Origin of the sequence: Halothiobacillus sp., from assembly GCF_027346185.1 — a bacterium.
Classification (GTDB): domain Bacteria; phylum Pseudomonadota; class Gammaproteobacteria; order Halothiobacillales; family Halothiobacillaceae; genus Halothiobacillus.
Genome location: NZ_DAIESY010000030.1, coordinates 1 through 15677 on the forward strand (window position 1 = coordinate 1; position 15677 = coordinate 15677).

At 53.5% G+C, this 15677-nt stretch carries 14 protein-coding genes; 11 read left to right on the plus strand and 3 right to left on the minus strand.

Going from position 1 to position 15677, the window contains the following annotated elements:
• A partial coding sequence (locus M7R55_RS02160) for an LssY C-terminal domain-containing protein (RefSeq protein WP_298218081.1) occupies positions 1–1177 on the plus strand: 1177 nt, incomplete at its 5' end.
• Between the two features lie 126 nt (positions 1178–1303).
• Here the strand turns inward: M7R55_RS02160 and M7R55_RS02165 are convergent.
• From M7R55_RS02165 to fmdA, 3 genes are all read right to left on the minus strand, one after another.
• On the minus strand, positions 1304–2029 hold the full coding sequence (locus M7R55_RS02165; RefSeq protein ID WP_298218089.1) for a TorF family putative porin: 726 nt from the start codon (positions 2027–2029) through the stop codon (positions 1304–1306).
• A gap of 91 nt (positions 2030–2120) precedes the next feature.
• The gene (locus M7R55_RS12220) at positions 2121–2486 is read right to left on the minus strand and encodes a zinc ribbon domain-containing protein (RefSeq protein WP_366881145.1); all 366 of its coding nucleotides are present in this window, start codon (positions 2484–2486) and stop codon (positions 2121–2123) included.
• 41 nt (positions 2487–2527) lie between these two features.
• Positions 2528–3763, minus strand: a complete 1236-nt coding sequence (gene fmdA, locus M7R55_RS02170) for a formamidase (RefSeq protein ID WP_298218092.1) — start codon at positions 3761–3763, stop codon at positions 2528–2530.
• Positions 3764–4440: 677 nt separating this feature from the next.
• On the opposite strand from fmdA, the gene urtA reads away from it, so the two are divergent.
• The 10 genes from urtA to M7R55_RS02220 form a co-directional block, all read left to right on the plus strand.
• Positions 4441–5685, plus strand: coding sequence for an urea ABC transporter substrate-binding protein (gene urtA, locus M7R55_RS02175; RefSeq protein ID WP_298218094.1), 1245 nt, complete (start codon positions 4441–4443; stop codon positions 5683–5685).
• A gap of 92 nt (positions 5686–5777) precedes the next feature.
• The gene (urtB, locus tag M7R55_RS02180) at positions 5778–6704 is read left to right on the plus strand and encodes an urea ABC transporter permease subunit UrtB (protein WP_298218096.1); all 927 of its coding nucleotides are present in this window, start codon (positions 5778–5780) and stop codon (positions 6702–6704) included.
• Between the two features lie 10 nt (positions 6705–6714).
• A complete protein-coding gene (gene urtC / locus M7R55_RS02185) occupies positions 6715–7869 on the plus strand; it encodes an urea ABC transporter permease subunit UrtC (RefSeq protein WP_298218098.1) in 1155 nt (384 codons plus the stop codon).
• Positions 7866–8609, plus strand: coding sequence for an urea ABC transporter ATP-binding protein UrtD (gene urtD, locus M7R55_RS02190; RefSeq protein WP_012824458.1), 744 nt, complete (start codon positions 7866–7868; stop codon positions 8607–8609). The genes urtC and urtD overlap by 4 nt, the downstream gene beginning before the upstream one ends.
• Before the next feature lie 16 nt (positions 8610–8625).
• Complete coding sequence (gene urtE / locus M7R55_RS02195; protein ID WP_298218104.1) at positions 8626–9315, plus strand: urea ABC transporter ATP-binding subunit UrtE; 690 nt, start codon at positions 8626–8628, stop codon at positions 9313–9315.
• A gap of 139 nt (positions 9316–9454) precedes the next feature.
• On the plus strand, positions 9455–10498 hold the full coding sequence (locus M7R55_RS02200; protein WP_298218105.1) for an aliphatic amidase: 1044 nt from the start codon (positions 9455–9457) through the stop codon (positions 10496–10498).
• A gap of 93 nt (positions 10499–10591) precedes the next feature.
• Positions 10592–11962, plus strand: coding sequence for a cytosine permease (locus M7R55_RS02205; RefSeq protein ID WP_298218107.1), 1371 nt, complete (start codon positions 10592–10594; stop codon positions 11960–11962).
• A 120-nt stretch (positions 11963–12082) separates the two neighbouring features.
• Entirely contained in the window at positions 12083–13078 is a 996-nt protein-coding gene (locus M7R55_RS02210) for a formamidase (protein ID WP_298218109.1), read from the plus strand.
• A gap of 94 nt (positions 13079–13172) precedes the next feature.
• Complete coding sequence (locus tag M7R55_RS02215; protein WP_298218111.1) at positions 13173–14591, plus strand: amidase family protein; 1419 nt, start codon at positions 13173–13175, stop codon at positions 14589–14591.
• A gap of 140 nt (positions 14592–14731) precedes the next feature.
• Positions 14732–15677: alpha/beta fold hydrolase (locus tag M7R55_RS02220; RefSeq protein WP_298218113.1), on the plus strand; the 946-nt coding region annotated here is incomplete at its 3' end.

Sequence of the window (15677 nt, forward strand, 5' to 3'; positions counted from 1 at the left end):
TATCGGGGTTTGGCAGGTCGTCGTGGCCATTGTGCTGGTTTCGAGCATTTGGCTGTGGTTGTCGCGGCGACGATTTTACATACTGCCGCTTTTGATCTCGGTGAGTGGCAGCACCTTGTTTGCCTTTGCCGGCAAATGGGCACTCCATCGCGCTCGCCCACTTGAAGCCGCCGTGCATGAGGCGAGTTACGCCTTCCCGAGTGGGCATGCTCTGATTTCGGTCAGTTTGTTCGGCTTTCTGGCCTATATCTGGCTTCGGGAGATATCGAGCTGGCCCATGAGGGTCAATATTTTTTTCGCCTGGCTGCTCCTGGTCTTGGCGATTGGGCTGAGTCGTATCGTTCTTGGCGTGCATTTCCTTAGCGATGTGCTGGGTGGTTACTTGCTTGGCGGCATTTGGTTGCTGGTGGCCATTGTTTGGGCTGAATGGACACGAACACGCATCGAGCAGTCGCAAATACGTAGCATGCCGTTCGCCTTGCCGTTGGCTTTTGTATTCGTGGGATCGGTGTATTCAGGGGCGTTGCTGGCGCCTGCTCGAACCCCACCCGTTCCGATTCCGGAGGCATCCATATCTCAGCTATTGCCCCAACAGGCGGAAAGCTTCCTTGAGACTCATCTGCCGCATTATGTTCGCGGTACGCTGGGAGCACGGGTGCAGCCATTGTCCGTCGCGTTGCTTGTCGGGGATGAGGCAGGCCTGCGCGATGCGTTGCACACCGACGGATGGACGCAGGCAAGTCCGATCGGCGCATCGGCATTATTAAAACTGGCTCGCGAAGGGCTCGACGATCTGCAGGCACCATCCGTTCCTCTTTTCTGGAATAACGAGTTGTATACGCTTGCTTACAACAGACATATACAGACGTCAAAGCAGACTGAGATGCTGTCACTGCTACTTTGGAAGACGCCCTATCGAAATGCGGTGGGTGAGACTTTGTGGGTAGGCGTTGTCCGTGCCTATTCAGGGATGCACTGGTATCCAGCCCGGCGGCTGTCGCCTGATCTTGATGCTGCCCGTGAACAAGCCCTGATGGATTTTAAGATACAAGGTTGTCTGGTTTCGACCAAACGTCTGCCGTGGGTTGCACCTCAAATCGGGCAAATCTTCACCGAAGATGAGTTTTTTACCCGTGGCGATCTGGTTTTTTCACGTTTCGATTCTCGTTGTCGGTAATAAAAAAGGCAAACCACATTAGGGAAGGAACGCATAAATGCAGACCCTCCCTAATGTGATGATGCCACGCCCTGTTGATGGGAGCGTGGCATTCAGATAACCGGGACAGAATCACTCGTTAAGTAATCAGATGTCGAAGTTGTAGCCCAGGTTGAAGAAAATGGCGTTCTTTTGCTTAGTGCCATTGCGATCCTTGCCGCCGATAATGTAGTGCATGCTAACGTTTGCCCCTGTTTTGCCGATCGGATGAGATAGGTTGATATCTGCATAACGGAAGGCGTTTTTCTCCGGGGTTGATGCAATGTACGTGCCGCTATTCTTGTAGGTGTAATAGCCGATCGTTGTACCGAACTTGAAGTCCTTTGGCAAAGCAGCGCTGTAATCGAGGGTCCAGAAGGTGTCACCCTTGTTGCCCCAGACTACATCTTTCAACAGTGTCTTGGCGCCAAAGGTGACGGGGCCATAACCGACGCTGCCGTAGCCTTCAATGCCATTCGAGTTGGAGATGTTGACGTAGGCGTATTGAACGACGCCGACGCCATAATGGAAGTCACCAATACTTCCGTTGTAACCGCCATAGAAGTCATTTTCGAAGCCATTGGATTTACCCGGATCAGAATACCCAAGAGACGAACCCCAGTAACCAACGTAAAGGCCATTGTCAAGTGCATAGTCAAATCCACCTTGCAATGCAGCATTGTCATCTTCCGGCGAATTAGTAATACCTCGAAGAATATATTTCGAAGCGGCGTTGATGTTGCCGGTAAACGTATCGGCTTGGACAGCTGTGCTAACCAGCGGCATGCTCATTGCAGTTGCTACTGCGAGTAGCGATAAGATGTTCTTTTTCATGTTACATAAGCTCCTTAGGGACGATAGTAGTTTCAGGGTTGTCAAAAAATGGTTTTGAATCTGTGGTCTTGGGTATCAAGCCACAAAATCTTCAGTGTCCGATCATCCATGGGCGTTTGCCCTGTTGCATTTTTAGGTGAGGACCTCCTTTGGTTGTCGTGGTCTTGGTGGGGGTACTGGAATGGTTGCAGCCCGGCCCGCATTGGTGCCGTGCCGTTGATCTCGGTTCATGGGCACTTCGTTCATTGACTTGATGGGCCTGACGGACGCTGGCCTTCATGTCGTTCAGTCTCGGAGCAGATAGGACAACCCTTCCCGCGTCGTGATCGCACATGGGGCATGCGCACGGCTCCTGGTACTGGGCCATGGGGCGCATTTCCTCGAACACGTGGTCACAGTTTTTGCAGTGATACTCATAAATGGGCATTTCACCCTCCGTGAAAACAATGGGATACATGGATCTTCGGATCTATTTCGAACAGATCCTAAGAGCGGGGGTTATTTATCTGCCCAGTAGGAAACCGGCACATCCTCGTTAGCCTTGATGTACTTGGTCGGGCCTTCGGCGCATGGGTCAATGTTGAAATTGAAGATCTCTGTCGGCAGGAAGAGCGTTGCGCAGACATTCGGTATGTCGACGATGCCGCTGATGTGCCCCTGTACAGGTGCTGTGCCAAGGATCGAATAGGCCTGGGCGCCGGTGTAGCCGAATTTCTTCAGGTATTCGATCGCGTTCAGGCAGGCCTGGCGGTAGGAAACATGAGCATCCAGATAGTGCTGTTTGCCAGATTCATCTACGGAAATACCTTCGAAGATCAAGTGGTTCTGGTAGTTTGGCTGCAGTGGGCTCGGCTTGAAGATCGGGTTTTTGACCGCGTATTTGGCAACACCATCCTTGATGATGCTGACTCGGATATGAATCCATCCGGCCATCTCGATGGCACCACAGAATGTGATTTCACCATCACCCTGCGAGAAGTGCAGATCGCCCATTGAAAGACCAGCGCCCTTAACATAGACAGGGAAAAAGACACGGGAGCCTTTGGTGAGATCCTTGATGTCGCAATTGCCGCCGTGTTCACGTGGCGGAACGGTGCGCGCACCTTCGAGTGCGGCGACTTTCGCCGCATCACCTTTGAGTTGGCCCATGTGTGCGGTACCTGCACAGGGTGGGGCGGCCAGCGGAGGAACCCGGTCAGGATCGGTCGCGATCAGGGCAGCTTCACGTTTGTTCCATTCGTTCAGCAATTCTTTGGAGGGTAGGCAACCGATCAGACCCGGGTGCATGATGCCCGCGAAGTTCACACCGGGCACGTGGCGAGAGGATGTATAAATGCCATTGAAATCCCAGATCGATTTGCGTGCATCCGGGTAATGTTCGGTCAGGAAGCCACCGCCATTTTCTTTGGCGAAAATGCCATTAAAACCCCACTGGAATTGTTCCAGTGTGCCGATGTCGAGGATATCAACTACCAGCAGGTCGCCCGGCTCGGCACCCTCCACACCGATGGGACCACTGAGGTAATGAACTTTGGTCAAATCCACATCACGGACATCGTCGGCAGAGTTGTTGTTGTTGATCTGGCCGCCGGTCCAATCCATGCACTCTAGAACGAAATCTTCACCCGGCTTCACCCATGCATACATGGGGATGTCCGGGTGCCAACGATTGTGAATGCAATCGTGTGCTTCCGGTGGTTGTGAAAAATCAATTTCTATAAGTTTCTTTGCCATTGTGCTAATCCCCTTGAAATTATTTTGGCGTGGCCCGTCTGTAAATCAATAAGCCAATTACGTTAATTGACGTATTGATATTATTGCCTTCGGTTGATCCATTCCTAATTAATAAATTTGAAATAATGCAACTTTAGAGCTCAAAGGAATATTGCACATCCCGTGCCAACTTATGTTTATCCTTTGTTTTCCTATTAATCACCATGAATTTAATTTGTGGTGATGGCGAATGTAATGTTTTTGTCATGACAATCATTTGTTCCAATTCAAATTGGAACGAAATGTAACATTACAATTTGTGTTTGATCATATTGACAAGGAGTTCTTGGTGTGTAACCTTTATAAATATATGATCTTAAAGGAAATACATTGGATATTTTCTTGGTTTTAATTGTTTACGCTTCTAGTTTTTATCGTGGATTATTGATTCTGGTTTGATGATAATTTAATCAAATTCATCTTTGTAACTCATTGAATGTCCAGTTATTCCATTGCCGAATATTACCTGGGAAAGGTTTTTGTTAATGTGCCGATATATGTGGGTTGTGTATTTATTTTTGTTTTAATTTGTGTCTTATTATTCTGGCACGTTTCCTGCAATAGTGCTTATTGGAGGGATTTTCCCTTTGGTCCTTGTAGCAAGGTAAAACGTCCAGGTGAGATTTTAAGGAGCAACCATGATTAATAAGACCGATTCTAAAGTTTGGCGCAGCGTACGAGCTGCGATCCAGGGTCTGGCGCTTTCGTCAGTACTCATTGCGTCTGCCGTTTATGCTGGTCCTCCAACCGCTGAGGTGGACACAACTGGTCTTGCTGTGACCGACGATACGGTCACCGTGGGCATTCTCCATTCACTGACAGGCACGATGGCAATCAGTGAAACGGGTGCTCAGGAAGCCGAGAAGCTGGCGATTGAACAGATCAATGCGCAGGGAGGTGTGTTGGGACGCCAGATCAAGTACATCCAGGAAGACGGTGCCAGTGACTGGCCTACCTTCGCTGAGAAAGCCAAGAAGTTGTTGGAAGAAAACCATGTGGCCGCCATTTTCGGTTGCTGGACATCAGCATCCCGTAAGGCGGTTCTTCCCGTACTGGAGCGTGATAACGGCCTGCTGTACTACCCGACTTTCTACGAAGGACTGGAGCAGTCGAAGAATGTGGTCTACACCGGCCAGGAAGCGACTCAACAGGTATTTGCCGGCCTAGATTGGGTGGCCAAGAACAAGAACGCCAAGACCTTCTATCTGATCGGTTCTGACTACATCTGGCCACGTACAACGATGAAACTGGCGCGCAAATACATTGAAACCGTATTGCACGGCAAGGTGGTGGGTGAGGAATACGCCGCGTTGGGCAGCACCCAGTTCGGTTCAACCATCAACAAGATCCGTCTGAAGAAGCCAGATGTCATTTATGCCGCTGTGGTTGGCGGTTCAAACGTGGCCTGGTTCAAGCAGCTCAAGGCGGCCGGCATTAACGGCAGCAAGCAGACGCTGCTGACCTTGTCTGTCACTGAAGACGAAGCCCAGGGCATCGGTGGTGAAAACCTCAAAGGCTTCTACTCCGCGATGAAGTATTTCCAGTCTCTGGATACGCCCGAAAACAAGGTATTCGTTGCTGCGTTCAAGAAACGCTGGGGTGCTGATGCGCCGATCGGTGACGTAACCCAGGCTGCTTATGAAGGCCCGTGGTTGTGGAAGGCTGCTGTCGAGAAAGCGGGCAGCTTCGATACCGACAAGGTAGTGAAGGCTGAAGAAAGCGGCACGATCACCTTCGACGCACCGGAAGGCATGGTTTACCTCGAGCCGAACCATCACCTGAAGACCCGTCTGCGTATCGGCGAATGGCGTGACGATGGTCAGGCAGACATCGTCTACACCTCACCGTACATCATGCCGAATCCGTTCCCGAAAGGTTACTGAGCAAAAGCGGCCGGGTGAGTGGCGTTCTGGTCGGCTTCAACTGATCAGGGCGTAACCCACTCCCTATGCAATTTTAGACAGGAGCAACTTCCATGTTGTTTGGATACTCATTCTCTGATTTAGGATCCATCCTGGTGATGCAGGGGTTCTCCGGCTTAAGCCTCTTCAGCGTACTGCTGTTGATGGCCTTGGGGCTGGCGATCATCTTCGGCCAGATGGGCGTCATCAATATGGCTCACGGAGAGTTCATGACGATTGGGGCCTACTCGATCTATGTCATCTCTAAAATTACAGAACAGTACTTTCCCGGATTCATGGCCTATTACTTCGTGGTGGCGATCATCGCTGCCTTTGTTATTGCCTTTACGGTGGGGTATTTCGTCGAATTCCTGCTCATCCGTCATTTATACAGGAGACCACTGGACACGCTGCTTGCCACGTGGGGGCTCAGCCTGATCATGCAACAGATTTTCCGCTCGGTGTTCGGTGGTCGTGAGGTTAGCCCAACATTGCCCGACTGGTTGATGGGTTCATGGTCACCAACACCTAGTATTGATATTCCGATCAACGGTCTGTTTGTGATGCTCATCACGCTCGTCGTGACTGCAGTCGTCATTCTCGCGCTTCATAAATCACGTTGGGGACTGAAGGTCCGGGCAACGACTCAGAACCGGTTAATGGCCGGTGCCGTGGGGATCAACACCCAAAAGGTTGATCGAATGACGTTTGCGGTGGGTTGTGGTGTCGCGGGAATCGCCGGTGCGGCATTCACGACGATTGCGTCAACTGGCCCGACCAGCGGATCGACCTATATCGTCGATACGTTCCTGGTGGTTGTCTTCGGTGGGGCAGCCAGTCTGCTGGGTACGGTCGCTTCCGCGTTCACCATTTCGCAGGCCCAGTCCATCCTTACTTTCTTCATGACGAACGCCATGGGCAAAGTGGTCACGCTGTTGGCGATCATCGTCATTCTCATGCTTCGGCCCGAAGGTCTGTTCTCAAGCAAGGTCAGAAAATAAGGACACGCACATGAATACTTTTTATGACAGATGGTTGGGTGGACGGCAGGGCGCGATCGGGCTCCTGTTGCTCGCCTTGCTGATTTTTATCATTTTGCCCGTGTTTCTGGATATTTACCGCCTCAATAACGTGGGCAAGTACCTGACCTATGCTTTTGCGGCGGTCAGTTTGGTCATGCTCTGGGGACACGCGGGCATTCTGAGCCTGGGTCAGGGAATCTTCTTCGGCGTGGGTGGTTATTGCATGGCCATGTATCTGAAGCTGGAAGCTTCGGATCCGGCGAGTACCGCAAGGCAAACGACACCGGGTATCCCGGATTTCATGGACTGGAATCAGATCACCCAGTTGCCCCTTTTCTGGGAACCCTTTCATAGCCTGCCGTTCACGATCCTGGCGATTTTCGTCGTGCCTGCTGTGCTTGCCTATATTGTTGGCGCGGCCATGTTCAAGCGGCGCGTGGGCGGGGTGTATTTCGCGATTATCACGCAGGCAATTGCGGCCATCCTGACGATTCTGGTTGTTGGTCAGCAAGGCTACACCGGCGGTATCAATGGGATTACCGATTTGAAGACCCTGCATGGCTGGAACATCAACACCGACTCGGCGAAGTACATCCTTTATTACATCAACGGGGTGCTGCTCGTCGGCGTGATTCTGCTTTGCCGCTACATTTTATCGTCGAAACTCGGGCGCCTGCTGCTCGCGATGCGGGACAAGGAGGATCGGGTCCGATTCTCCGGTTACGACGTGTCAAACTTCAAGATTTTCGTCTTCAGTCTCTCAGCGATCATTTCGGCCATCGGTGGAGCCATGTTCACGCTGCAGGTCGGCTTCATGTCGCCCACCTTCGTTGGCATCGTGCCTTCCATCGAAATGGTCATTCTTGCTGCCGTCGGTGGTCGTCTGTCCCTGATCGGTGCGGTTTACGGCGCTTTGCTGGTCAACTACGGCAAGTCGGCGTTCTCGGAATCATTCCCGGCGCTGTGGCTCTTTCTGATGGGCGGTATGTTCATCGGTGTGGTGATGTTCTTCCCCAACGGTTTGGCTGGTCTGTATCAGACTTACCTGAAACCATCGGTGGATCGTTTCCTGGACAAGTTCACCCGCAAGTCGAGTGCTGTTAAATCGGCTGCGTTGAGTGAGAAGAAGGAGGTCGCGGAATGAGCAACACCGATTTCGTGCTGGCAATTGAAGACCTGACGGTGTCCTTCGATGGATTCAAGGCGGTCGATGGCCTGAATCTGTACGTGGACAAGAACGAGTTGCGCGTCGTGATCGGCCCCAACGGGGCTGGGAAGACCACCGTTCTTGACATGATCTGCGGTAAGACCAAGGCCACCTCAGGCTCGATCAAGTTCAAGGGCATGGAACTGACCAAAATGGCCGAACACCAGATTGTTCGGGCCGGTGTCGGTCGTAAATTCCAGACCCCGTCCATTTATGAAAACCTGTCGGTTTTCGAGAACCTGGAAATTTCGTTTCCACGCGGACGCACCGTGTTCGGCGCCCTGATGTTCAAGCGCACGGCAGACGTGGATCAACGCATCCACGAAGTGGCGGACATGATCTATCTCTCGGACCTGCTGGACAAGGAAGCTGGCCTTCTGAGCCATGGCCAGAAGCAATGGCTGGAGATTGGCATGTTGCTCATTCAGGACCCTGAACTCCTGATGCTGGACGAACCCGTCGCCGGTATGAGTGTGCGGGAGCGTGAACAAACCGCCGATTTGCTGAACCGGATCTGTCAGGACCGTTCGGTCATCGTGATCGAACACGACATGGAATTCGTCAAACGCATCGCGCACAAGGTCACTGTACTTCACCAAGGCAAGATCCTGTCACAGGGAACCATGGAACAGGTGCAGTCGGATGAGCGCGTCATCGAAGTTTATCTAGGCCATTAATCGGAGGGGACCTGACATGCTTGAAGTATCCAAACTCTCCGTGAGTTACGGTGAAAGTGAAGCCATCCATGGTGTGGATCTGATCGCCTCGAAGAACGAGACAATCGCCGTGATGGGCCGCAATGGGATGGGTAAAACCACCTTGTTCAAATCTCTGATTGGTGTGTTGCCCGCGGGTGGCGGCTCGATCAAGGTCGATGGCGTCGATGTGACGAAAATGACCTCCTATCAACGGGTTGCCAATGGCATCGCCTACGTGCCTCAGGGCCGGATGATTTTCCCCAGCATGACCGTGCTGGAAAACATCCAGACCGGTCTGGAAACCGTCAAGGACAAAACGATCCCGGACGAAATCTTCGCGCTGTTCCCCGTGCTGTTCGACATGCGTCAGCGCAAGGGTGGCAACCTTTCCGGCGGTCAGCAACAACAGCTGGCCATTGCGCGGGCGCTGGTTTCGAACCCCAAGGTGCTGCTGCTGGATGAGCCCACCGAGGGGATCCAGCCATCCATCATCAAGGACATTGCCAATGTCCTGAACGAGATCCGCAAGATGCGGGAGATCACCATCATCGTCTCCGAGCAGGTGCTCAGTTTCACGATGGCGGTCGCCGACCGGATCATCGTGATCGACAAGGGTTCGTTCATTCATGAGGACCTGCGGGAGAACGTCGATACGGCTCAGATCAGCAAGTATCTGTCGGTTTAACCCGTTGTAAATGACAAGCCACAGATTGCTACCCGCGTCTGTGGCGATGCCCGATTCGCCAGGGATGGTTTGCCTGATTCCACGCTAGTGATGTGGGGTCAATAACCGTTTTTTTTCAGTTTTTCAGAGGATATAACCTATGCGTCATGGTGATATTTCATCCAGTGCCGATACCGTCGGCGTTGCCGTCGTCAACTACAAGATGCCGCGCCTGCATACCAAGGCCGAGGTTCTGGACAATGCCCGCAAGATCGCGGACATGGTCGTGGGCATGAAGCAGGGCCTGCCGGGCATGGACCTTGTGATTTTCCCCGAGTACAGCACCCACGGGATCATGTACGACCCGAAAGAAATGTACGAAACGGCCTCGACCGTTCCAGGCGAAGAGACCGAAATCTTTTCCGCCGCCTGCCGCAAGGCAAAGACCTGGGGCGTGTTCTCCCTAACGGGCGAGCGTCACGAAGAGCACCCCAACAAGGCGCCGTACAACACGCTGATTTTGATTAACGATCAAGGCGAAATTGTGCAGAAGTACCGCAAGATCATGCCCTGGTGCCCGATCGAAGGCTGGTATCCCGGCGGCAAGACCTACGTGAGCGAAGGCCCCAAGGGCATGATGGTCAGCCTGATCATCTGCGACGACGGCAATTATCCAGAAATCTGGCGTGATTGCGCCATGAAGGGAGCCGAACTGATCGTTCGTTGCCAAGGCTACATGTACCCGGCCAAAGATCAGCAGGTGCTGGTTGCCAAAGCCATGGCCTGGATGAACAACACCTATGTCGCCGTCGCCAATGCGGCAGGCTTCGATGGTGTGTATTCCTACTTCGGCCACTCGGCCATTGTCGGCTTCGATGGTCGTACCCTCGGTGAGTGCGGCGAAGAGGAATACGGCATCCAGTACGCCGAGTTGTCCGTTTCCCAGATTCGCGACGCCCGCAAAAACTGGCAGAGCCAGAACCACCTCTACAAGCTGCTGCACCGTGGCTACACCGGCATGATCAATTCTGGCGACGACATGAACGGCGCTGGCGAATGCCCCTATGAGTTCTACAAGACCTGGATTACCGATCCAGCCAAGGCGCGTGAAAACGTCGAGAAGATCACGCGCTCGACGCCCGGCACGGCTGAATGCCCGATCCAGGGCATTCCGAACGAGCAGGATCTGGGTGGCCATAAATAAGGCAACCCACTCAGACACTTGAGCAAAGGCGGGTGCGAAGTTGCCATAACCAAGCACCCTGAATCAAACAAGAATTAAGTAAGGAATAATCCAATGAGCCAAGAACACGATGCCAGCCTGAAAAAAGGCGGCGAACATAGCAAGGGTGAGCACCTGGTCGAAGAGATCAAGCACATCGAAGAAGAACTGGAACATACCCTCGGCAAGGAATACGAGCATACCGCCGTACCCATGTCCGCCCGTCGCAGCATGTTCTCAGTGAGCATGGTCTGGATGGGTTTCCCGATGATCATTACCGGGGCGATGACCGGTTCGCTCCTCGTGCTCGGCATGGGGTTCACCAGCGCCTTGTGGGCCATGCTGATCGGTAATCTGATCATGTTCGGCTACGTCGGTCTGCTGGGCCTGCTGGGTACCAAGAAAGGATTCAATTTCGCGCTGCTCGCCAGCATCGTATTTGGTCGAAAGGGTTACGCTTTGGCGTCAGGACTGCTTTCAACCCTGCTGCTGGGTTGGTTTGCCGTGCAAACAGGTATTGCCGGTTCCCTGATCAGTAGTGCTTATCACATCAATTACGTGGTCATGACCATTATCGCGGGGCTGCTGTTCATCGGCATTACCTTTATCGGCGTTCGTGGTCTGCACTGGATCGGCATCATTTCCGCGCCCTTGTTTGTCGTGCTCGGGTTGTGGGTGGTCATCGATGCGTCCAGCAAGACGACCTTCGATGCAATCATGTCCTACCACGGGAACGATCCAGCAAATCTGCTGCCCTTCGGTGTCGGTTTAACCATGGTGATTGCCCTGTTCGTTGATGCGGGCACCGTAACACCGGACTTCAACCGCTGGGCTAAAGACAAGAAGAGCTCGCTCGTGGCGACCTTCAGCGCTTTTCCGTTTGCGAACATGATCGCGATGCTGGTGGGTGGAATCATGACAGCTGCACTCGCCGTACCGAATGCCAACCCGTTTGGTCAGGACAATATGTTCGGCTATATGATGGCTACCGGTTCGGGCGTTCTGATGGTGATCGCCTTCATCTTCCTGCTGGCTAACCTAGGCTCTGTCTGCTCGCACTGCCTGTACAACGCGTCTACCGGCTGGTCACGTATTCTGGGCAGCGAAATGCGCTTGATGGCGGTTGTGCTGGGTGCCATCGGCATCCTGATCGCGGCGACCAACGTCTGGGCCTTCTTCATCCAGTGGCTGAGTCTGCTTGGCATCATCGTGCCGCCAATCGGTGCGATCATCATCATCGACCAGTACTTAAAGCGTCCCAACTCGCAGGTCGATGCTGACTGGCGTCCGCTTGCCTTCATCGCATGGGCGGCAGGGTCTGTAGTCGCCTTTATTGTCGAGAAGGTATTCCCTGGGCTTTCTACCGCCATTTCCTCCGCACTGGTCGGAGGTTTGGTGTACTGGATTCTGATGTCTACTGCCGCCAAGAAAAGCGTGGTGGCCTGACGTGACTGGTGTACAGAAATCGGCAGCTAAAATCTCGAATCGACGGATGTTCCGGGTGTTGGATCAGATTGATGAGATTGGCCGAAGCCTAGATGGCTTTGGCGTTATCGGGGAGGACGCATGAGCGGTCTGGGTGGTTTGAACAAATCTCCGGATGGCGTTGTTCTGGGGCTGGTGCAATTGCAACTTCCTATCGTGAAAACGCCAGAGGATCTGACTCGCCAGACGGAGAAAGTCTGCGCCATGGTTGCCAAGGCAAAGAACGGGATGCCCACCCTGGATCTGGTGGTGTTCCCGGAGTATGCGCTCCATGGACTGTCGATGGATACCAACCCAGAAATCATGGTGCGCATGGATGGGCCCGAGGTTGCTGCTCTGCGCGTTGCCTGTGTGGAGCACGCTGTCTGGGGTTGCTTCTCCATCATGGAATACAACCCGGAAGGCTACCCATACAACACGGGTCTGATCATCGATGCCGAAGGTGTGATCCGCCTTAAGTATCGCAAGCTCCATCCGTGGGTTCCGGTGGAACCCTGGGAACCGGGTGACATGGGTATTCCGGTATGCGAGGGGCCAAACGGCAGCACCCTGGCTTTGATTATCTGTCACGACGGCATGTTCCCCGAAATGGCGCGTGAATGCGCCTATCGCGGAGCCGATATCATGTTGCGAACGGCGGGATACACCGCACCAATTCGCCATTCCTGGAAGATCACCAATCAGACCAACGCCTTCTGCAACCTCATGTACACCGCGAGCGTGTGCATGGCGGGCACGGACGGGACGTTCAACTCGATGGGTGAGGGGATGGTGGTCAATTTTGACGGGACAACCTTGGTCGAAGGCAGCGGTGTGCCGGACGAGATCATCACGGCGGAGGTCCGTCCGGCCCTGGCGCGTGAAGCGCGGCGTCTGTGGGGGGTAGAGAACAACATCTACCAGCTCGGTCATCGTGGTTATGTCGCCGTGGCCGGCGGAGCGCAGGATTGCCCATACACCTTCATGCAGGATCTGGTCGCCGGTAACTACAAGTTGCCTTGGGAAGATCAGGTGGCGGTCACGGACGGTACGTCCTGTGGTTTCCCCAGACCCGTTCGAAAGTACGGCGCGGCATGAGTACACCATGACGCACACCAGCGTCGTTCCACGAAAACGTTCATCAGATAGACCGAGGGGGGATATTTAGTTGAGTAGTCATGAAATTTGCAAGATGGACGCGGTTTCGATTGCCGCGGCAGTTCGTGAGAAACGTTTGTCGCCAGTCGAAGTGATTGAGGCCTCGTTAGCACAAATGGAGGCGTTGGAGCCCCAACTGCATGCCTTCTGCACGCCCACCCCGGAGTTGGCTCTGGATCGGGCGCGTGAACTTGAAAAGGACATCGCAGCAGGTCGACCCATTGGGCCTCTTGCCGGGGTTCCGGTGGGAATCAAAGACCTCGTCTGTACCAAAGGTATCCGGACGGTATCGGGCTCATTCGCATATGAGGAGTTTGTCCCGGAAGAAGATGACGTCGTTGTCGAAAGACTAATCGCGGCAGGTGCAATCATTCTGGGCAAGACGAATGTGCCGGAATTCGGATACAGCGGTGTTGGTCACAACCCGGTTTACGAGACGACTCGTAATCCCTGGAATACTGACATGACTCCTGGTGGTTCCAGCGCTGGATCGGGCGCGGCTGTGGCAAGCGGCATGTGCCCCTTTGCGATCGGTAGTGATGGCGGTGGTTCAATAAGGATCCCGGCAGCGCATTGCGGTTTGTATGGTCTGAAGGCATCCATGGGGCGTGTGCCTTTGTATCCAGGTACCAAAGATGAGCGATATCCGGGGGTCTCCAGTTGGGAAAGCCTTGAGCATATTGGCCCGTTGAGTCGGACCGTAGCTGACAGTGCGTTGATGATGTCGGTTATCGCCGGACAGGATCCGCGCGACCGTCATACGCTTCCCGACCCGAATTTTGATTGGATGGAAACCCTGAAGGGAGATCTCAAGGGGAAGCGGATCGCCTATAGCCCCGATTGGGGCTATGCACCCGTAGATCCACGTGTTCGTCAGGTTGTGGATGAGGCGGTGAAGGTCTTTGAGCAGGATCTGGGATGCATTGTGGAAGAAGCTCATCCGGGTTTGGATGATCCCTACGATGCGTTTTGGGGCATTGTCGCTGCGGAATCAGATCTCAAGGGTTTGCGAGCGATGGCGGATCGGTATGGCGACCGGATGACGCCTCATCTGGTTGACTTTATCCGTCGGGATTGGAAAGCGGAAGACTTTACGAACGCTCTGATGACACGTAAAGCCGTTAACAACAAGATGTGGCGATTCATGCAGCGTTATGACCTGCTTCTGACTCCTACTTTGGCGGTTCCTCCATTCCCTGTGCATATACAAGGGCCAGAGAAGATTGATGGACATATTGTCGCGCCGTTCCGTTGGTTGGCGTTCACCTTCCCAATGAACCTGACAGGACAACCAGCTGCGTCAGTACCCGCAGGTTGGACAGACGATGGTTTGCCAGTTGGTCTGCAAATCATCGGACGCCATTTGGACGATCAGATGGTGCTTCGTGCTTCGGCGGCTTTTGAGCAAGCCAAACCATGGGCTCATCGTTGGCCAGGGATTGTTGGTTGGTGACTTCATGAACAATAACCTGTGTGGTTATTCATAGCGGTACATCCGTGTACCGCAAGGAAGCTCTAGTCTAAAAAGAGCTTCTCTAATTCTATTCAATCGTTTGAATCAAAAAGCATTTATTTAACCTTGAGGAAAATGTAATGAGTGATTACAAGATTTATGAAATGGGTGACGTGGTTCTGCAATCCGGCGCCACCATCCGTGACGCCAAACTGGCGTATAAGACCTTCGGCACGCTGAATGCGGCGAAAGACAATGTCATCGTGTATCCGACCTGGTATTCCGGTCAGCACTATGACAACGAGTGGTTGGTCGGCACGGGCATGGCTTTGGATCCGGATAAGTACTTCATCATTATTCCGAACATGTTCGGCAACGGCCTGTCCTCGTCGCCGAGCAATACGCCTGAACCCTACAATCAGGCTCGTTTTCCAGACGTGACCTCATATGACAACGTCAGCTTCCAACATCGCCTGGTGACCGAAGTGTTCGGCATTGAGAAAATTGCGCTGGTGACCGGTTGGTCCATGGGCGCGCAGCAGACATTCCAATGGGGCGCGTCCTACCCGGATATGGTCGAGCGAATTGCGCCGTTTTGCGGTTCTGCCAAAACATCCGTGCATAACTTCGTGTTCCTCGAAAGCGTCAAGGCAGCTCTGACCGCCGATGCCGCCTGGAACAACGGCTGGTACGAGAAGCCACCGACCAAGGGCTTGCGCGCCATGGCCCGTGTGTACGCCGGCTGGGGGTTTTCTCAGGCGTTCTACCGCGAGAAGCTGTATCTCCAATACGGTTACTCTTCGCTGGAAGATTTTTTGATCGCGTTCTGGGAGGGCTTTTTCCTCGCCCGCGATGCCAATAATCTGTTGGCAATGCTGTGGACCTGGCAACAGGGCGACATCAGCAACAATCCGATGTACGGCGGCGACTTCGAGAAGGCGTTGGGAGCGATCAAGGCGAAGGCCATCGTTATGCCGGGGCAAACCGATTTGTATTTTCCGCCGGAAGATAACGAATACGAAGTCAGCAAAATGCCGAACGCCGAGTTACGTCCGATCCCGTCCATCTGGGGGCACTTTGCCGGCG